At 36.1% G+C, this 20115-nt stretch carries 19 protein-coding genes and 1 pseudogene; 19 read left to right on the top strand and 1 reads right to left on the bottom strand.

All coding sequences use genetic code 11. The annotated features are described in order from the left end of the window. Positions 1-18: 18 nt before the first annotated feature. Together pyk and GGQ92_RS13435 are read left to right on the top strand one after the other, a co-directional pair. A complete protein-coding gene (pyk, locus tag GGQ92_RS13440; protein WP_184249946.1) occupies positions 19-1782 on the top strand; it encodes a pyruvate kinase in 1764 nt (587 codons plus the stop codon). A gap of 115 nt (positions 1783-1897) precedes the next feature. Beyond that, positions 1898-2293, top strand: coding sequence for an FxsA family protein (locus GGQ92_RS13435; RefSeq protein WP_184249943.1), 396 nt, complete (start codon positions 1898-1900; stop codon positions 2291-2293). On the opposite strand, the gene ytvI is transcribed toward GGQ92_RS13435, so the two are convergent. After that, entirely contained in the window at positions 2274-3404 is a 1131-nt protein-coding gene (ytvI, locus tag GGQ92_RS13430) for a sporulation integral membrane protein YtvI (protein ID WP_184249940.1), read from the bottom strand. The genes GGQ92_RS13435 and ytvI overlap by 20 nt on opposite strands. 79 nt (positions 3405-3483) lie before the next feature. Between ytvI and GGQ92_RS13425 the strand changes: the two genes are divergently transcribed. The 17 genes and pseudogenes from GGQ92_RS13425 (at position 3484) to dnaI (ending at position 20098) form a co-directional block, all read left to right on the top strand. Then, positions 3484-3951, top strand: coding sequence for a DUF441 domain-containing protein (locus GGQ92_RS13425; protein ID WP_184249937.1), 468 nt, complete (start codon positions 3484-3486; stop codon positions 3949-3951). Positions 3952-4159: 208 nt separating this feature from the next. Then, on the top strand, positions 4160-5275 hold the full coding sequence (gene citZ / locus GGQ92_RS13420) for a citrate synthase (protein ID WP_184249934.1): 1116 nt from the start codon (positions 4160-4162) through the stop codon (positions 5273-5275). Between the two features lie 55 nt (positions 5276-5330). Then, positions 5331-6596 carry an NADP-dependent isocitrate dehydrogenase gene (icd, locus tag GGQ92_RS13415; RefSeq protein ID WP_184249931.1) on the top strand — a complete coding sequence of 422 codons (1266 nt, stop codon included), beginning with the start codon at positions 5331-5333 and terminating at the stop codon, positions 6594-6596. A 203-nt stretch (positions 6597-6799) separates the two neighbouring features. Next, a pseudogene (locus GGQ92_RS13410) lies at positions 6800-7015 on the top strand (IS200/IS605 family transposase); the annotation flags it as partial. A 144-nt stretch (positions 7016-7159) separates the two neighbouring features. Then, a complete protein-coding gene (locus tag GGQ92_RS13405) occupies positions 7160-7855 on the top strand; it encodes a response regulator transcription factor (RefSeq protein ID WP_184249928.1) in 696 nt (231 codons plus the stop codon). Next, positions 7855-9240: a two-component system histidine kinase PnpS gene (gene pnpS / locus GGQ92_RS13400; protein ID WP_184249924.1), complete on the top strand. Its 1386-nt coding sequence runs from the start codon at positions 7855-7857 to the stop codon at positions 9238-9240. The genes GGQ92_RS13405 and pnpS overlap by 1 nt, the downstream gene beginning before the upstream one ends. Positions 9241-9432: 192 nt before the next feature. Continuing rightward, the gene (gene hflK / locus GGQ92_RS13395) at positions 9433-10425 is read left to right on the top strand and encodes an FtsH protease activity modulator HflK (protein WP_184249921.1); all 993 of its coding nucleotides are present in this window, start codon (positions 9433-9435) and stop codon (positions 10423-10425) included. Beyond that, the gene (gene hflC, locus GGQ92_RS13390) at positions 10406-11341 is read left to right on the top strand and encodes a protease modulator HflC (RefSeq protein WP_184249918.1); all 936 of its coding nucleotides are present in this window, start codon (positions 10406-10408) and stop codon (positions 11339-11341) included. The genes hflK and hflC overlap by 20 nt, the downstream gene beginning before the upstream one ends. A gap of 189 nt (positions 11342-11530) precedes the next feature. After that, positions 11531-14167, top strand: a complete 2637-nt coding sequence (polA, locus tag GGQ92_RS13385) for a DNA polymerase I (protein WP_184249915.1) — start codon at positions 11531-11533, stop codon at positions 14165-14167. 16 nt (positions 14168-14183) lie between these two features. Beyond that, positions 14184-15008, top strand: coding sequence for a DNA-formamidopyrimidine glycosylase (gene mutM / locus GGQ92_RS13380; protein WP_184249912.1), 825 nt, complete (start codon positions 14184-14186; stop codon positions 15006-15008). A 92-nt stretch (positions 15009-15100) separates the two neighbouring features. Beyond that, entirely contained in the window at positions 15101-15679 is a 579-nt protein-coding gene (locus GGQ92_RS13375) for a manganese efflux pump (protein ID WP_184249908.1), read from the top strand. Between the two features lie 17 nt (positions 15680-15696). Then, positions 15697-16293 (top strand): dephospho-CoA kinase, encoded by a 597-nt coding sequence (gene coaE / locus GGQ92_RS13370; RefSeq protein ID WP_184249905.1) that lies wholly within the window; start codon positions 15697-15699, stop codon positions 16291-16293. 28 nt (positions 16294-16321) lie between these two features. Further along, entirely contained in the window at positions 16322-16693 is a 372-nt protein-coding gene (speD, locus tag GGQ92_RS13365; protein ID WP_184249902.1) for an adenosylmethionine decarboxylase, read from the top strand. A gap of 198 nt (positions 16694-16891) precedes the next feature. Then, positions 16892-17281 (top strand): cytosolic protein, encoded by a 390-nt coding sequence (locus tag GGQ92_RS13360; protein ID WP_184249898.1) that lies wholly within the window; start codon positions 16892-16894, stop codon positions 17279-17281. Between the two features lie 23 nt (positions 17282-17304). Next, positions 17305-17766 (top strand): transcriptional regulator NrdR, encoded by a 462-nt coding sequence (nrdR, locus tag GGQ92_RS13355; protein ID WP_184249895.1) that lies wholly within the window; start codon positions 17305-17307, stop codon positions 17764-17766. A 21-nt stretch (positions 17767-17787) separates the two neighbouring features. Beyond that, positions 17788-19152: a replication initiation and membrane attachment family protein gene (locus GGQ92_RS13350; protein WP_184249892.1), complete on the top strand. Its 1365-nt coding sequence runs from the start codon at positions 17788-17790 to the stop codon at positions 19150-19152. A gap of 10 nt (positions 19153-19162) precedes the next feature. Beyond that, positions 19163-20098: a primosomal protein DnaI gene (gene dnaI, locus GGQ92_RS13345; RefSeq protein WP_184249889.1), complete on the top strand. Its 936-nt coding sequence runs from the start codon at positions 19163-19165 to the stop codon at positions 20096-20098. Positions 20099-20115 lie beyond the last annotated feature (17 nt).

Genomic DNA, 20115 nt, shown 5'->3' with positions numbered 1-20115 from the left:
GCTTGAGGAGGATATAGGATGAGAAGGACAAAAATAGTATGTACAATTGGACCGGCTTCAGAGTCCATTGATAAACTGGAAGCACTAATTGAGGCAGGAATGAATGTTGCAAGATTGAATTTCTCTCATGGAGATTTTGAAGAGCATGGGAACAGAATTAAAAACATTAGAAAAGCATCTAAAAAACTAGGTAAAACAGTAGCTATTTTGCTTGATACGAAGGGGCCAGAAATCCGTACTGGAATCTTAAAAGATGGAGTGGCGGAAATTGTAAAAGGAAACACTGTATTCGTATCAATGGATGCTGATATAGAAGGTTCAGCTGAAAGAATCTCTGTAACCTATCCTAACTTAATTAACGATGTAGAGGTAGGATCGAAAATCTTGTTAGACGATGGTCTAATTGAATTAGAAGTTACGGAAGTTTTAAAAGATTCCAATGAGCTAAAAACAGTTGCACTTAATTCAGGAATTTTAAAGAATAAAAAAGGTGTTAACGTACCAAACGTAAGTGTTAACCTTCCTGGTATGACAGAGAAAGATGCAGAGGATATCAAATTTGGTATTAGAGAAGGCGTAGATTTTATTGCAGCATCCTTTGTACGTCGTGCTTCAGATGTATTAGAAATTAGAGGGTTATTAGAAGAGAATAATGCGACACATATCCAAATCATTCCGAAGATTGAAAACCAAGAAGGTGTCGACAACATCGATGCTATATTACAGGTTAGTGATGGGTTAATGGTAGCACGTGGTGACTTAGGTGTTGAAATTCCTCCAGAGGATGTACCTATTGTTCAAAAAGAACTAATTGTAAAATGTAACAATGCTGGAAAACCAGTAATTACTGCTACACAAATGCTAGACTCCATGCAACGTAACCCTCGCCCTACTAGAGCTGAGGCATCTGACGTGGCAAATGCTATTTTAGATGGTACGGATGCAATTATGCTATCAGGTGAAACTGCAGCAGGGGATTATCCAGTAGAGGCAGTCCAAACGATGAGCAACATTGCGCAGAAAGCAGAAATTTCTATTAATCATAAAGCTATGTTAGATGCTCGTTCAAAAGCTTCTGACATGACGATTACGGATGCAATTAGTCAATCTGTGAATCATACTGCAATGAATTTAGGTGTCGATGCTATTTTAACGCCAACAGTAAGTGGTTTTACTGCACGTATGATTTCGAAATATCGTCCAGAAGCACCTATTGTAGCAATGACATTTGATGAGCGCGTTAGTAGAAGTCTTGCCCTTGTTTGGGGTGTAGAAACAATTGTTGGTCAATTACACTTTACAACAGACGATGTGTTAGATGAAGCAATTGAGCGTGGATTAGAAACTGGATACTTCAAACGTGGTGATCGAGTCATTATTACTGCTGGTGTGCCAGTTGGTGAGAGTGGAACGACAAACCTATTGAAGGTTCATGTTATTGGTGATGTTTTAGCTAAAGGTCAAGGTGTAGGGAAAGTAAATGCCTATGGACGTGCAGTAATTGTTAAGGATGCAGATGAAGCATTATTAAAAGTACGAGAGGACGATATTATCGTCACATATAGTACTTCTAAAGAAATGATTCCTGCCATCGAAAAAGCCGCAGGTATTATTACAGTAGAAGGCGGCTTAACATCTCACTCTGCAGTTGTTGGTCTAAGTATAGGAATTCCAGTAATTGTTGGGGTAGAAAATGCAATGGAAGTAATTAAAGATGGACAAGATATAACAATCGATGCATTAAAAGGCGATATTTATTCTGGCCATGCAAATGTTCTTTAATAGATAGTATAGAGAAGAGGGGGAAACCTTCTTCTCTATTTCATTTAATACAGGTGAATATTTCGTTTATTTATACAATTCTTAATAGATAGCTTGAAGTGAATGGGGTGAAAGTATGCTACGGTGGCTAATAGTATTAATTGTTATATTACCTGCTCTAGAAATCGGACTGTTCGTATGGGTAGGTGGAGAAATTGGTCCGTGGTGGGTAGTGCTTTTAATTATTTTCACAGGGATTGTCGGTGCATGGTTGGCGAGGCAACAAGGATTAGATACTTTTCGCCGAGCGCAACAATCCATGGGACAAGGAATATTTCCTGAAGAGCAAATATTTGATGGAATCTGCGTTCTAATCGGTGGATTATTACTCCTCTCTCCGGGATTTATTACAGATACAGTAGGGTTACTTCTTTTAATCCCTATTACTCGACGACCATTTAAAGCAAGTTTCCAAGCATTAGCTAGAAAGTGGACAAAAAAAGGTACGTACATTACTTTTCGTCGTTTTTAATTGGTAACTGATTATAGCGAATATAATTCCAAATCAGTTGAAAAATTTTAGCTTCCTTCGCAGCGGTTAGAATAAATAGAATAAAGGGACCAATCCATAAACCAGTCACCCCTAGCGTTTTTATACCGAAATAAATTGCAATTATAAATGCTAAAGGATGGATGCCAAGAGCATTGGAAACCAACTTAGGTTCTAACAGCTGTCTTTGTAAAACTACTAATATATAGAGAACGAACATTCCAATGGAAAGAGTTATACTGTCATTTACCCAAAGATAGATGCCCCAAGGTATAAGGACGATTCCAGTCCCCAATATTGGTAGTAAATCAATCACTGTAATAAATACACTAATGGTTAAAGCAAAGGGAATTTGAAACAAACTTAATGCAATAAAAATAACGAGAAAATTGATCGTTAATAGTATAATTTGTGCTCCAGAGTACTGGAACAGCTTCCTTTTTAGTTCTTTAGTCAAAGATTGGACAATAATAACTAGCGATTGAGGGACGTATTTTTTTATCCAGTAAATAAAACGATCCCAATCTTTACAGAGAAAAAAGGTACATAATGTAGCAAAGAATAGCATCGTCAAATGACCGGGAAAACCGATTATTAGTGTACCTAGAGATCTTAAGAATACTTCAATCCAAACACCAATATATTCGGCAATACTTTTTCCTATATCTTCTAATTGTTCTTGTATCATAACCTGCTGATCTGGTGATAATGTATTTATCCAACTTCCAGCCTTTTCGATTGAAGGAATTATGAACTGATTGATACTATCACTGATCATAATTATGAATGCTTTAGAATGAGTGGGTAGCCAATCTGCAAAATAAATAATTCCATGAAACATTTCGAATAGTAGATATCCTAGCAAAAAGAAAACAAAGAAAATAAAGAAAAAGATAACGAGCAAACAGCTCAAAACATAGGGGATTCGAAACAGGCTTGTAACAGTTACTATAATAGGTCTAAGGCAAATTGCTATAAGAACAGCTAGAAGAAAAGGAAAGATATAGGAAAAGCCCAAGTATAGGATGGTTGTGACGAAAAGTAAAATTAGTAAAAGATTGATACTTCTTTTTAGTACTGGATGAAAGGACATGGGAATTCCCCCATTCTAAGCTAAAATGTATGAAAATAAACGAGTTTTATTGAGTGAGAGAAAGTATGGAGGCATCATGATGATTAGTAGTTCAACAATTCTATTAATTATATTATTTATTTTAGGGTATATAGCGAAAAATCAAGCAATCATGATAGCTGTGTACGTTTTATTCGGATTGAAATTATTAAAAGTAGATGAGAAATGGTTACATTATATTCATGATAAAGGGATAGGATGGGGTGTTATTGTAATAACTATTGCAGTCCTTGTCCCAATTGCAACAGGCGAAGTGGGCATGGATGATTTATTGAAAACTGTCCAAACACCACGTGCGTGGGTTGCACTTTTGTCAGGTATATTCGTCGCTGTTATTGCTAAATATGGGTTGGGACTTTTAGCGAATGAACCCGAGATTACTACTGCGCTTGTTATTGGTACAATTATCGCGATTGTAGTTTTTAAAGGAGTTGCTGTTGGTCCACTTATTGGAGCGGGTATAGCCTATCTATTATTAAAAGTACTGTCGTTTTTCTCATCTACTTAATATACGTTAAACAAATAAGAGCTTCGTTTTTGCATCTTCGGTTTGCTTCATTCTATGTGTTTGTTCAGAGAAACATGATAATTTTAATCGTTTTCATTTACTAAATATTTTAGTTTGTTTATAATAAAACGTGGGGATGTTCAAAAGCATTTATATAGAGTTGCTTTTGAGGATAAGTATGATCAATAAGAAAAGGAGAGGGATTTTCATGTCAGCAACGAAAGGACTAGAAGGGGTAGTAGCAGCAGAATCAACTATCAGTTCTATTATCGATGATCAACTCACATATGTTGGCTACACAATCGACGATCTGGCAGAGAACGCTTCATTTGAAGAAGTGATTTTCTTATTATGGAAGAAACGCTTGCCGAATAAGCAAGAGTTACAGGAATTAAAACAGGATTTATTTGAACATATGGCTTTGCCAAATGAAATCATTGAGCATTTTAAATCTTATGATATACATAGTGTACATCCAATGGCAGCATTACGAACAGCTGTATCATTCCTTGGATTGGTAGATCCAGAAGCGGATGATATGAGTGTAGAAGCAAACCGGAGAAAAGCGCTTCGTTTACAAGCGAGAGTATCTTCCGTGGTTGCTGCTTTCTCAAGAATTAGGGATGGCAAGGAAGTAATTCAACCTAAGGAAGGCTTAGGCTATGCTGCAAACTTTTTATATATGTTAAATGGAAAAGAACCAGAGGACCTTGAAATAGAGGCGATTAATAAGTCATTAGTACTTCATGCGGACCATGAGTTAAACGCATCTACATTCACAGCAAGAGTCTGTGTAGCTACATTGTCTGATGTATATTCTGGTATTACTGCAGCTATTGGCGCATTAAAAGGGCCACTCCATGGAGGAGCAAACGAGCAAGTAATGGCAATGCTGATGGAAATTGGCGAAGTAGACAAGGCACTTCCTTATGTTAAAGAGAAATTAGATAATAAAGAGAAGATAATGGGGATGGGACATCGTGTTTATAAAACAGGTGATCCTCGTGCAAAACATTTAAAGAAAATGTCGAAGGAGTTAACAGCGTTAAAAGGCATGGAAAAATGGTATGAAATGTCTGTGCAGATTGAAGACTTTATCAAAAATGAAAAAGGCCTTCCTGCAAATGTTGATTTTTACTCCGCTTCTGTGTACCATAGTCTTGGCATTAGTCATGATTTGTATACACCAATTTTTGCAATTAGCCGTTTCTCCGGCTGGATAGCACATATTCTTGAGCAGTACGATAATAATCGTCTCATACGTCCGCGTGCAGAATACGTAGGTCCACAGAAACAAGAATATGTAGATATAAACAATCGTTAATCATTTTCAATAGAAAGTGATATATATTACTTTATGCGTAGGAGGAATCGTAATAATGGGTGAAAAAATTACAGTAGAGAATGGTGTCGTTCAAACACCAAATAAACCAATTATCCCTTTTATTGAAGGAGATGGAACAGGTCCAGATATTTGGGCAGCAGCAAGCCGAGTACTTGATGCTGCAGTAGAAAAAGCTTATAACGGTGAAAAAGAAATCGAGTGGAAAGAAGTACTTGCTGGGGAAAAGGCGTTTAATCAAACTGGCGAATGGCTTCCACAAGAAACACTTGATGTAATCCGTGACTATAAAATTGCAATCAAAGGTCCTTTAACAACGCCAATCGGTGGAGGATTCCGTTCATTGAACGTTGCGCTTCGTCAAGAATTAGATCTATATACTTGCTTACGTCCAGTTCGCTATTTTGATGGTGTACCATCACCAGTTAAACATCCTGAGCATGTAGACATGGCTATCTTCCGTGAAAATACAGAAGATATTTACGCAGGGATCGAATGGCAGGAAGGTTCAGATGAAGTTAAGAAAGTCGTACAATTCCTACAGGACGAAATGGGCGTTGATAAAATCCGTTTCCCTGAAACTTCTGGAATCGGAATCAAGCCTGTATCAGCTGAAGGAACGAAACGTCTAGTACGTTCTTCGATTCAGTATGCAATTGATCATGGCTATAAAAATGTTACTTTAGTACATAAAGGTAACATTATGAAGTTTACTGAGGGTGCATTTAAACAGTGGGGCTATGAAGTAGCAGAAGAAGAGTTTGGAGATAAAGTATTTACATGGGCGGAATATGACCGCATTGTTGAGAAAGATGGAAAAGATGCTGCAAACAAAGCACAAGCAGACGCAGAAGCAGCAGGTAAGATTATTGTAAAAGATTCTATCGCTGATATTTTCTTACAACAAATCCTTACACGTCCAAAAGAGCATAGCGTTGTAGCTACAATGAACTTAAACGGAGACTATATTTCTGACGCACTAGCTGCACAAGTTGGTGGAATCGGAATCGCTCCAGGTGCAAACATTAACTATGACACTGGACACGCTATTTTCGAAGCAACTCATGGTACAGCTCCTAAATATGCTGGATTAGATAAAGTAAACCCATCTTCCGTTATCCTATCTGGTGTACTTATGCTTGAACACCTAGGTTGGACTGAAGCTGCCAAACTAATCACAGACTCTATGGAGAAAACTATTTCATCTAAAGTTGTAACATATGACTTTGCACGTCTAATGGACGGTGCGAAAGAAGTTAAATGTTCTGGATTTGCTGATGAATTAATTAAAAATATGGGATAATTATTTATCCATCAAATAAGCTGTCAACAAGTTGTTCGTGAACTCGTTGGCAGCTTTTTTATATGTTTTTGAAAGAGGCTGAGACAGAATTATTTAATCATACTAAAAACCAAATGATTCGTTAGAATCAGTTCAGTTTGTATGCTTTTTATAATTGTTCGCCTTTAATATTGTAAGATTTAGTTATGTCATAGCTTACTAGTGTAATTGATCGTCACGCGAATCTCAAATATAAATACGGAAATCGCAAGTTTTGATGCCGTGGTTTCTACGTAGATACGGTGGGTAGAAATAGGAAGAAAATACAAGAATATATTAGGAATCAGCTAAAATAAGATTACATGACGGACCAATTAACAATGTTCGAAGAGTTTGATCCGTTTAAAGGACAAAAAAACAATAAACAATATGAATTTTGAGTTGTAAGTGAGCATTTATAAAAATTTATTAGAATTGTAAATGAAATTTTACATTGATAGCTGCTTTTCGTATGGAATACCTATTCACTTTCCAAGGAACACAATGTATGATTAAGGTAAGCATAAAAATAGAGAGGTGCTACAATGGCGGATAAGGTTTTAATAGTTGATGATGAACAATCGATTGTAACTTTACTTAAGTATAACTTGGAAAAATCCGGTTTTGAAACAGAAGCAGCTTATGACGGAGTAGAAGGCTTAAACAAAGCAAAAACAGGAGGTTATGATTTCATCATCCTAGATCTTATGCTACCGGGTATGGACGGTACGGAAGTTTGTAAAGCTCTAAGAATAGAAAAAATTGAAACACCTATTCTCATGTTAACAGCTAAAGATGAAGAAATTGACAAAATCTTGGGGTTGGAGCTAGGTGCGGATGATTACTTAACAAAACCATTTAGTCCAAAAGAAGTTGTAGCACGAGTGAAAGCTATTCTTCGTAGAAGTAGGAAACGTGAAGATTCAGAGATCTCAACCTCCATAACGGTAGGCGACATAACTATTTTTCCACAAAAATATGAGGCTACATTAGGAGAAGAAACGCTTCATTTTACTCGAAAGGAATTTGAACTGCTTCATTATTTAGCACAACATAAAGGGAAAGTACTTTCAAGAGATCAGTTATTAAGTGCTGTATGGAATTATGATTTTGCCGGAGATACACGGATTGTGGACGTCCATGTTAGTCATCTTAGAGAGAAAATTGAACCAGATACAAAACGGCCTATTTATATTAAAACTATTCGTGGACTAGGCTACAAAATGGAGGAACCTTCCTAATGGATGGAAAACGGGATACGCGCTTGTTTACGAGATACATTGTGTTAATAACGATTGTATTCCTGTTCTTAGGAGCGGTTATTGCTCCATTACTAACTTTAGAAGAACGTATTCTTATTATGACAGCAGTTGTTATCGCTTATTTCATTGTACTTATCCTTACATATAATATCTTTGAGAATTATGTAAAGCCGATTAAGGCTGCAGCAATCGCAACGAATGAACTAGCTAAAGGTAACTATAAGGTAAGGACCTACGTGAAATCGTATGGTGAAGCACACGATTTAAGCAATGCGATTAACCAACTTGCACGCGACCTCCAAGAAATTGTTATCCATGAGAAGATACAAGGGATACAATGGGAAACAGTAATCAATAACATGGAAAGTGGAATCATGTTAATTGATGAACGTGGTTATGTCCATTTAGTAAATCGTAAAATTAAAGATATTTTTTCAAGAGATACGAATAAACTGCTAGGTTATCTCTATTATGAGATTATTGAAGATCCTGGAGTTCAGCGGGTTGTTCAAGAAACCTTTCTGTATGAAGAAAAGGTTACTGGTCAATTCACACACACCTCCCATAGTTATCCTCATTATTACGAAGTAACTAGTGCACCAGTAATGAGTGAAAAACAGGAACTAGAAGGTGTTGTCCTCGTTTTTCATGATATTACAGAATTAAAACGTGTCGAAAAGATGAGAAAAGACTTTGTAGCAAATGTATCCCATGAATTAAAAACACCGATTACCTCCATCAGGGGATTTGCGGAAACATTATTAGAAGAAGTTCCTAATAATAAGGAGATAAACAATCAATTTTTAACAATCATATTTAATGAGAGTAAGCGACTGCAGGCATTGATTGATGATTTACTCGAATTAACAAAATTAGAAAGGGAAGGCATACAATTAAATTATGAACATTTTCATATAGATGAATGGATAGAAACACCATTAAAGGTGATTAAAGACCAAGCTGAAAAGAAAAAGATTCATCTGTACACTGAGATACAACCGAATCTTTCCTATTACGGGGATCCAGACCGTTTGCAACAAGTACTTCTTAATCTAGCCATCAATGCTACTAATTACACACCAGAAGATGGCGAAGTAAGAATTTTGATTCATAAAAAGGAAACGTATCTGGAATGGAAAATTGAAGATACAGGTATCGGTATCCCTCAAGAAGAACAATCGCGGATATTTGAACGCTTCTACCGAGTAGACCGTGCTCGTAGTAGAAACACTGGGGGTACGGGACTTGGCTTAGCTATTGTGAAGCATATTGTTGAGTCACATGAAGGAGATATTCGTGTGTTTAGTGAGGTAAACAAAGGAACAGAATTCATTATACAATTACCGATACTCCATGATAGATAAACGTTTAGACGATATTATTAGTACGTTCTACTAATAGTACCGTCTTTTTGTCTGCTGATAAGAGAATAAAGAATAAAAACAAACTTCCAGATAGCTTACTTTTTCATTATTTTGCGTAAAAATGAGTGAGATGAAACTTTTACACTAGTTGTTCGTATATAATAGAAGAGTACATACAAAGGGGGAAAGAGAATGACATTAAAACAAATTTACCAGACGATAGGGATAATTGTTATTGTTATCTTTCTTGGTTTATTTTTACTTACCGGCTGGTATACCGTAGATGAATCGGAACAAGCAGTGTTAATCACTTTCGGAAAGGCAGAGGAGAGTACAACTGAATCAGGTTTACATTTCAAGCTACCTTGGCCGATTCAATCTGTTGAAAAGGTATCCACGGAAACATTTAGTTTAAACTTTGGTTATGATCCAGAAGAACAACAAAGTGCAGATGTAGTTCGAATGATTACCGGAGACGAGAATATTCTGCAGGCGGATTTGGTTGTACAGTGGAAGATTGTAGATCCAGCAAGATATTTATTTTATGCGGAAGACCCAGAACAAGTCCTATACAACGGGACATCTGCAGCATTGCGAAGTATTATAGGCTCATCTAATATTGATGAGGCACTAACCGATGGAAAAGCAAGAATAGAGAATGATGTGCTCGAATTACTTGTAAAAATAATGGATGATTATAATGTTGGAATTGCGATTCAAGATGTTAAATTACAAGAGGTTGATCTTCCAAATGAGGAAGTACGACAAGCGTTTATGAAAGTTACAGATGCTCGTGAAACCATGAATACGAAAGAAAACGAAGCAGAGAAATATCGTAATGAGAAGTACGAAGAGGCGCTCGGAGAAAAGGATGCAATTATTTCTCGTGCAGAAGGAGATAAGATTGCAAGAGTAGAAAATGCTCGTGGAAATGTAGCAGCGTTTAATGCTCTTTATGCTGCTTATGAAAATGATCCAGAGGTAACGAAGCAACGTCTTGTCCTAGAAACATTAGATCAAGTGTTACCAGGTGCAGAGATTTATATAATGAACGATGATGGAAATACATTAAAGTATTTACCGTTGGGCAAACAGCAAGGAGCAGCACCAGGTCCAGTAACAGACAATGCGGATGACAATACTGAACAAGAGGAGGAAGAGACTAATGGAAACGAACAACAATAATACGTATCAACCAAAAAAGCTTTCTCCAAAAGAAATAAGACGATATGTGAAGATAGGCGTCTCTCTCCTCATTACACTTGTAGTACTATTGATTTTATTCAGTAGTATGTATGTTGTGAAAGAAGGAGAATATAAAGTTGTTCGTCAGTTCGGGGAAGTTGTACGTACTGTAGATGAACCTGGATTGAACTTCCGTATTCCTTTATTACAGTCAGTAACAACATTACCTAAAAAGAAATTAGTTTACGATGTAACGGAAAGAGAAATTAACACGCTTGATAAAAAACGAATGATCATTGATAACTATGCTGTATGGGAAATTACAGACCCTGAAGCGATGATTAAAAACGCACGTACGGAAATCAATGCCGAGACACGGATGGGAGAGTTTATTTTCTCTGTTATCCGCACCGAATTAGGTGCGTTGAATTATGATCAGATTATTAATGATGAAGAAAGTACACGTGGTGATTTAAATACGAGGATTACTGAGCGAGTGAATGAGCTGTTGAGTAACAATAATTACGGAATTCAGGTGGATGATGTAAGAATTAAACGAACGGATTTACCACAAGAGAACGAACAATCCGTTTTTAATCGTATGATTTCCGAGCGTGAATCTCAAGCACAGCAATATTTATCACAAGGTGAAGCTGAAAAGAATAGGATTATGGCAAATGCGGATAAAGATGTAACCGAAATGCTTTCTAAGGCGAATGCAGAGGCGGAAGAAATTCGAGCAGAAGGTGAATTGGAAGCAGCAAAACTTTACAATGAAGCTTTTTCCCAAGATGCTGAGTTCTATCAGTTATATCGTACGTTAGAATCTTACAAGAAAACAATCGACGGAGAAACAACAATTATTATTCCACAAGGCTCTCCTTACGCAGATTTATTAATGGGATATATAGAATAATAACTTAATACTAGAACTTGATTGAGAACTTCATATAGTTTTTGATCAAGTTCTTTTAATTTTAAGTAAATTTCGCGTTACACTTTATGGAAAGGATAGGAGCAAGGTGGCTAGAGCTTAACGCTGATAAGTTCTTCTAAACATGATAAAATAAGAACAAACATTTCATTAAAAAGGAGTCCGGGCCAAATGAAAAACAAATTAATTCTGATTGACGGTAATAGTATTGCTTATCGTGCTTTTTTTGCATTGCCGCTATTAAACAACGATAAAGGTGTTTATACGAATGCCGTATATGGTTTTACCACTATGCTTATGCGACTTTTAGAGGAAGAAAAGCCAACACATTTAATGGTTGCATTTGATGCTGGTAAAACAACTTTCAGACATGCGACCTTTAAGGAATATAAGGGAGGTCGACAGAAGACTCCACCTGAACTAAGTGAACAATTCCCGCTATTGCGACAGTTGTTAGATGCTTTTCATATAAAACATTATGAACTAGAGAACTATGAAGCGGATGACATTATAGGTACCCTTTCTAAGCAGGCGAAGGAAAAGGAATGGGAAGTCCAAGTTATTTCTGGAGATAAAGATATGCTTCAGCTTGTTTCAGAAAACGTGAAAGTAAAGGTAACAAGAAAAGGAATCAGCGATGTTGCAACATATACTCCGAGCCTTCTCAAGGATGAGATGGAAATTACGCCTGAGCAAGTAATTGACTTAAAGGCGCTTATGGGGGACAAGTCAGATAATATTCCAGGAGTACCTGGAGTTGGTGAAAAGACAGCTATAAAATTACTAAAGCAATATGAAACACTAGAGTCTGTTTATGAACATATAGAAGAAGTATCTGGTAAAAAGCTAAAAGAAAATCTCACGAATCATAAAGATAATGCATTTATGAGTAGAGAATTAGCAACAATTAATCAATCAGCCCCTGTTGAGATAGAGGTTGAAGAGGTAGTATACGATGGTTATCAAGAAGAACAAGTAAGAGAAATTTTTCTTGAATTAGGTTTTCAATCCTTACTGAAACGGGTCGATGGGGAAGAAGAACATCAAGAAGAAATAGAGTTGGAATCCATTTCGTATAATGTGATTGAGGAAATAACGGAAGAGATACTGACGGATAAAAGTGCGTTTCATATGGAAATATTAGGTGATAATTATCATACAGAAACAATTCATGGAGCTGCACTTGTTAATGAGAAAGGAAACTACTTTATCCCAGTTTCTATTCTTGAGGAGTCAAAAGAATTTAAAGAGTGGGTAGAAAATCCAGAAGCTACGAAAGTGGTATTTGACGCTAAAAAAATTACGGTATTATTAAATAGATTAGGAATGAGTGCAAAAGGTATTTCGTTCGATTTGTTATTGGCGTCATATATCGTTGATCCGTCTGAAAACAATCACGACATTCCTGCCATTAGCCACCGATTCGGGGAGAAACAAGTATTATTTGATGAAGAGGTTTATGGTAAAGGGGCGAAGTTAAGACTTCCTGATGATGATAAGATATGGCAAGAACATATCGTTAGAAAAACGAGTTTAATCTTTGCCTTAGAAGAAAAGCTCGAACAATCATTGGAGGAAAATAAACAATTAGATCTTCTTCTAGATTTAGAGTTACCTCTTGCAGTAGTACTAGGGAAAATGGAAGCTCTCGGTGTAAAAGCGGACAAGGAAAGACTAGAAGAAATGGGTGTAGAATTAAAGAAACGGCTTGAAACGTTAGAGGCGGAAATTCAAGAGTTGGCTGGTGAACCATTTAATGTTAACTCACCGAAACAATTAGGACCTATTTTATTTGAAAAGCTTGAACTTCCTGTTATTAAGAAAACAAAAACGGGTTATTCTACTGCTGCTGATGTGTTGGAGCAATTAGAAGGAAAACACCCAATTATAGAGAAATTACTTTTATACAGACAGCTTAAAAAGCTCGATTCAACATATATAGAAGGTTTATTAAAAGTAATCAACAAAGGAAACGATAAAATTCATACTAGATTCAACCAAGCATTGACACAAACTGGTCGATTAAGCTCCATCGAACCAAACTTGCAAAATATCCCTATTCGTATTGAGGAAGGCAGGAAAATTAGACAAGCTTTTATTCCTTCTGAAAAGGGTTGGAAAATTCTTGCTGCGGACTATTCACAAATTGAATTGCGTGTACTAGCACATATCGCAGGAGATGAAAAGCTCCAGCAAGCGTTCAAAGACGATATGGATATCCACACACGTACGGCGATGGAAGTATTTCATGTAAGTGAAGACGAAGTAACATCCAATATGCGACGCCAAGCAAAAGCGGTTAACTTTGGGATTGTTTATGGTATTAGTGATTATGGTTTATCGCAAAACTTAGGTATTACGCGAAAAGAAGCGAAAAAATTCATTGATAGATATTTAGAAAGTTATGAAGGTGTCAAGCAATACATGCAAGAAATTGTTCAGCAAGCAAAGCAAACAGGCTACGTAACAACCCTGTTGCATCGAAGAAGGTATTTACCAGAGATAACGAGTCGAAATTTCAATTTGCGAAGCTTCGCTGAGAGAACAGCGATGAACACACCAATCCAAGGAACTGCTGCTGACATTATTAAATTAGCGATGGTTGAATTGGATAAGCAAATAAAAGAGAATAAACTCTCATCTAGACTTCTTTTACAAGTACATGATGAGTTAATCCTTGAGGTACCAGAAGACGAACTTCAGGAAACACAACAATTAGTAGTAAGCGTGATGGAGCAAGCATTGGACTTAGATGTTCCATTAAAAGTAGATGTATCGTATGGAGAGACTTGGTATGATGCAAAATAGTTAGGAGAAAATAAAGATGCCTGAATTACCAGAGGTAGAAACAATTAGACAAACATTAAAGGAATTAGTAATTGGAAAGAAAATTGAAAGTGTGAGTATCCACTGGCCAAAAATTATTCAACAACCGGAACCAGATATGTTTCATCAAACGGTCGTTGGTCAAACTTTTCGAGATATACGACGGAAAGGGAAGTTTTTGTTATTTGATTTAGATGATTTTGTGCTCGTGTCTCATTTACGGATGGAAGGGAAGTATGGTGTTTTTCCTTCTGCTGAAGAATTAATGCCACATACACATGTTATCTTTCATTTTACTGACGATACGGACTTAAGATATCGTGATGTACGGAAATTTGGAACGATGCACTTGTTCAAAAAAGGTGAGGAACAGAATGCAAAACCTTTAGTTCAGCTGGCAGAAGAACCTATATCGGGTAATTTCTCCATTAAGACATTCACCGAAAAAGTACAAAGTAGCCAACGATGTATAAAAAATATCTTACTAGATCAAACGGTCATTGCAGGATTAGGAAATATTTATGTAGATGAAACATTATTTTTAGCGAAGATCCACCCTTTACAGCAAGGAGTTCATTTGACAGATAAAGATATCCTAATTATCTATCAATCAGCAGTGGAAACGTTGAATAAAGCAATTAAACAAGGTGGTACAACAATTCGATCCTACGTTAACTCACAAGGCCAAATTGGTATGTTTCAACAAGAATTAGCGGTGTATAGTAAAGAGGGTGAAGCCTGCCAGGTTTGTGGAGATATGATTACAAAAATCAAAGTACATGGTCGAGGAACACATTATTGTCCAAGTTGCCAAGCAATTTAAAAAATGTAATTTCATGATTCGGTAAATGGTCATCACTCCTTGATATAGCGTCTCATATACTACTGTAAATAAAGAGAAGGAGTTATGAGACGATGCTATATTTCCTATTATTAGCTATTAGTATAGATAGCTTTATTATAGCCTATACGTATGGATTGTCAGGGGTACAAATATCTTTTGTTCAGCGGATGAAGATTGCATTAACAGTTGGAATCGTTTTTTACTTTTCGATGAAAATGGGAACATGGTTGCTATTATTTCTATCTTTAAAAGTAACCGAAATGTTAGGAGCATTTTTACTTATTTTTATCGGAATGTCTTTTATTCTAACTGCCTTAAAACCCGTCGAACATAGCCGCTTTCCATTATTCAACATTTTGAAGAAGCCATTAAATGGTGACCGAGATAATTCTGGATTTATAAATGGTACAGAGCCATTCATAATTGGCCTTGCACTCTCTTTAGATTCAATCGGTACTGGAATAAGTATCTCTTTATTAGGTGCTCAACCACTTATTACGTCGGTTGTTTTGTTATTATTAAATGTACTTATTTTATCAGTAGGAATTCATGTCGGTAAGCATTTTAGAAAATGGAACAAATTTGAGAAGATCTCCGTTTTACCAGGATGCCTCTTAATTTTATTTGGAATAATTAAACTAGTAATTTAAATTGAAGGAGATTTACGATGATTATTGGGTTAACAGGAAATATAGCTAGCGGAAAAACAACGATCGCGAACATATTACATGAAACGTATCACTTTCCTATAATTGATGCTGATTTAATCGCACGAAAAGTAGTCGAGCCGGGAGAAATGGCGCTTTCCCAGCTCGTCGATATTTTCGGTGAAGAAATAGTATTAGATAACGGAGAGTTAAATCGAGCAAAATTAGGTAAAATTGTTTTTCAAGATGATGCCAAACGCCAGCAATTAAATAACATCGTTCATCCAGCTATTCGCAAGCGTATGGTAGAGGAGAAGGACAAGCTACTCGATGAAGGCTATAAACATATTGTGATGGATATCCCTCTTCTTTTTGAAAATAAATTAACCTATTTAGTTGATAAAACTCTTGTTGTTTATACAAAAGAAGAAATAAGGCTACAACGTCTTATGAAACGAAATGGATTTACGGAAGAAGAGGCAAGGAATCGAATGAATGCTCAAATGGATGCTGAGGAGAAAAAGAAATTAGCTGATGAGTGGATTGACAACAGTGGGTCGAAAAGCTCCTCAAAAGAACAATTGGAAACGATACTTGAAAAATGGTCACTAAAATAAATAGAAACTTTAAAAGAGGGAATCGACGATGGATACGAAAGGAAGACATGTCATTGCTGAGCTCTGGAGATGTAACAAAGAAATCTTAAACAACTTAGAAAAATTGGAGAAAATATTTGTGCATGCTGCATTGAAATCCGGTGCAGAAATACGCGAGGTTGCTTTCCATCAATTTGCACCTGATGGTGTTAGTGGTGTCGTCATCATCTCAGAATCTCACTTAACGATACATAGTTTTCCAGAGAGTGGTTACGCGAGTATTGATGTTTATACGTGTGGGGAGACGATAAACCCTCATATAGCGACGGACTATATTACGAATCAGCTCGAAGCAAAAGAAATAGAAAAAATTGAAATACCGAGGGGAATGGGGAAGATTCAACCCCAAATACAGCCATAGTTTATTATATAACTATTTATTCAGATATGATTTTACTCATAGAGCGGTCATATCTATATTTGTATGTCGTTTTTTATTGTTTATCGTTAATATACGAAAAGTTATTATTTAGTAGGCTAATTCATAGACTTTAATCGTGTTCTTGCTAAAAACGTGTTAAAATAAGTAGTAACAATCCATAATAAAGGGGTAGAATACATGTCTTTTCGTAATTGGTTTAATAAAAATTTTAATAATCATTCAGAAACGAGAGATAAGCATTGGGATCCAGCATTGCAAACTCATTATTTTAAAACAACCAAAGATAAAGCATTTGATAAACTAGAACCTCTCTTTCGTAATATGAAAGGCTGTGAAATTGTAGGGATTTCCAAGGATCATGGTGAGATGAGCTTTAACTATAAAGCTGGTAGAAAAGTATTTGTTATTTTAACAATTATTATGGTTAAACCTTATCGTACTGCAATAGATATATCTGCTACTACAGAGTCAGCAGTACCGTTTGATCTCGGTTATAGTCATAAGTTAATTACAAAGCTGTACGATGAGATAAAAAAAGAATTGGATTACATTGGGACGAACGAATAAGTAGATAAGGATGATGTAGAACTATGCGCTGTCCACATTGCCAATATAAAAATACAAAAGTACTAGATTCTAGGCCAATTGAAGAAGGTAGATCGATTCGACGGAGAAGGCAGTGTGAATCATGTCATTTCCGTTTCACTACATTCGAACGATTAGAAGAAGTACCTTTAGTTGTAGTAAAGAAAGAAGGTACTAGAGAAGAATTTAGTCGAGACAAGTTGATGAGAGGCTTGATTCGCGCTTGCGAAAAAAGACCAGTTGCGATTGAGGAACTAGAATCCATTACAATTGACATCGAGAAAGAATTAAGAAACCGAGGAGATTCTGAGGTTCAAAGCAATGAAATCGGAGAAATGGTTATGAACCGTTTAGCTGGTGTGGATGAAGTAGCTTACGTACGTTTTGCCTCTGTTTATCGCCAGTTTAAAGACATCAGTATGTTTATGGAAGAATTAAAAGAATTAATACATCACGACAAAAAATAATTTGGTTAAGGGGTTATATTAATGAGCTTAGGAGATATTGGGAAAATACTTCCATCTGAATTGTATACAACAGAACTAGAGCAAGAGATGCCCATGTCTTTTTCTTTTGTCTTAACTCATTTATATCAGCCTCTCATAGGCGTGGAAGCTATTGTTCTATATCAGACATTATTTACAGAGAGCCAATTAAACAATTCTAGCGACAGACAGACACACCACGGGTTAATGACTTATCTGGGATTACCTTTAGACCGTATCTATCGAGCGCGTAGGAGATTGGAGGCTATCGGCCTTCTACAGACATTTGAACAATACGATGAGGACGGTAAACTGTATCACTATGTTCTACATATACCTCATACCGGTAGGAGTTTTTTTGCGAATGATTTCCTAAGTCATCTTCTATATCATCAATTAGGAAGCACACGTTATAAACAAGTAAAATCTTTATTCACGAGAACTGATGAAAACAGACAGGATAAGAAAGAAACTACAGCAACTTTTGAAGAGGTATTCCGTTTAGCTAAAGTAATGCCGCATGATTCAATCGTAAGCAAGGATAGTACACATAAGATTCCTATTGAAAGATCCATCGACTTCCAATGGCTTGAGCAAATACTTAAGCAACGAATGTTGCCTGTTGAGAAAATTTTAACGGAACAAAATCGCGAAACAATGATTCAAATGGCTGCAGCATATAATTTAACGGATCAAGAGATTGAAAAAGCTCTATTGTGGGCTATTACAGAGGAAAATGAATTAAACATTTCAGAATTTAAGGCTGCATGTACGGATTTTATCCAAACTAGCAGAAAAGCATCCATTCAAATAACGGAAAAACCATTAAAAGCATTTATAGCAACGGAAGCAAGTGCTAAGCCGAAGACAAAAGAAGAACAATTGATTGAGAGACTTGAAACCATTTCACCGAAACAATTACTTGAAGATTTAGCAGATGGAAAAGCTGCATCTACTCAGGATCTGAAAATTGTTAGTGACGTGATGACTTCGCAAGGTTTAAATGCAGGTGTTATGAATGTTTTGTTACATTACGTTCTATTAAAAACGGATATGAAGCTATCTAAAAATTATCTAGAAACTATCGCAAGTCACTGGGCGCGAAAAAATGTCAAAACAGTAAGACAAGCGATGACTTTAGCTAAGTCAGAAAATAAAAAATACCAACAGTGGAAAAACAAACCGAAGACGACATCAAAGCGTAATTTCACAACCAATAAAAAAGATATCGTACCGGATTGGTATAAAAATCGAAACCAATCAACAATAAAAAAATCTGTTTCCAATGAGCTAGATAGGGAAAAACAAGCTACAGAAGCGGATGAATTATTGAACAATTATTTAAAGCAACAAGCAAACCAGGAATAGGGTGATAGGCATGGAACCAATACAATCAGCTATGAAAAATTGGATGAAATCGAATGAAAGAATTCAACAAACTTTTGAGGATAGAAGACGAAGTGTATTAAATGATCCTGACATAAAACAATTTTTAAGCGAGCATTTGGAATTGGATGAAGAGGCAATTAACAAAAACTTGATGAAGCTGTATGAGTTTCAAAATGCTTCAAAAAATTGTGCCGATTGCCCGAATCTTGAAGGTTGTATTAACATAGTAAAAGGTTATACACCACATCTAGGAGTAGAGAACCAACATGTCTCTATCCGTTATGAAAAATGTAAAAATAAAATAGCTGATGAAGATGAAAAAGCAAAAGAAGCACTCGTCCAAAGCTTATATATGCCATCACAAATTAAGAGAGCAAAACTAGAAGAATTGAATACGAAGAGCCTTGAACGTAAAGAAGTAGTTAAGGAAATAATTCATTTCGTACAGGATTACTCCACAGGTAATTTTCATAAAGGTTTATATTTACACGGTCCTTTCGGTTCCGGAAAATCCTATATATTAGGTGTAATTGCGAATGAGCTAAAAAAATATAATATTCCATCTGATTTAATATACGTGCCAGAATTAGTTCGGGAAATGAAATCTTCCATTAAGGATGATTCCCTACAAGCAAAGATTGACCGTTTCAAGAAAGTCCCAGTTCTTATGTTAGATGACATAGGTGCTGAATCGATGTCGGCGTGGTTTAGGGACGAGATATTAGGTTCCATACTTCAACATCGAATGATGGAGGATTTACCTGTTTTCTTCACTTCAAATTATGATTTAAATCAATTAGAAACACATTTGTCTACCTCAAATAGGGGAGAAGTTGAGACGATAAAAGCTGGCAGAATCATCGAACGTGTTCGTCAATTGAGTAAACCAATAGAGTTATATGAACGTCATCGGTCAGACGAATAAATAACCATTGTCTAAAT

This window comes from Gracilibacillus halotolerans, assembly GCF_014206945.1.
In the GTDB taxonomy this organism is placed as follows: domain Bacteria; phylum Bacillota; class Bacilli; order Bacillales; family Amphibacillaceae; genus Gracilibacillus; species Gracilibacillus halotolerans.
Note: the sequence above shows the minus strand (reverse complement) of the source record. Positions and strands in the feature narration are given on the sequence as shown.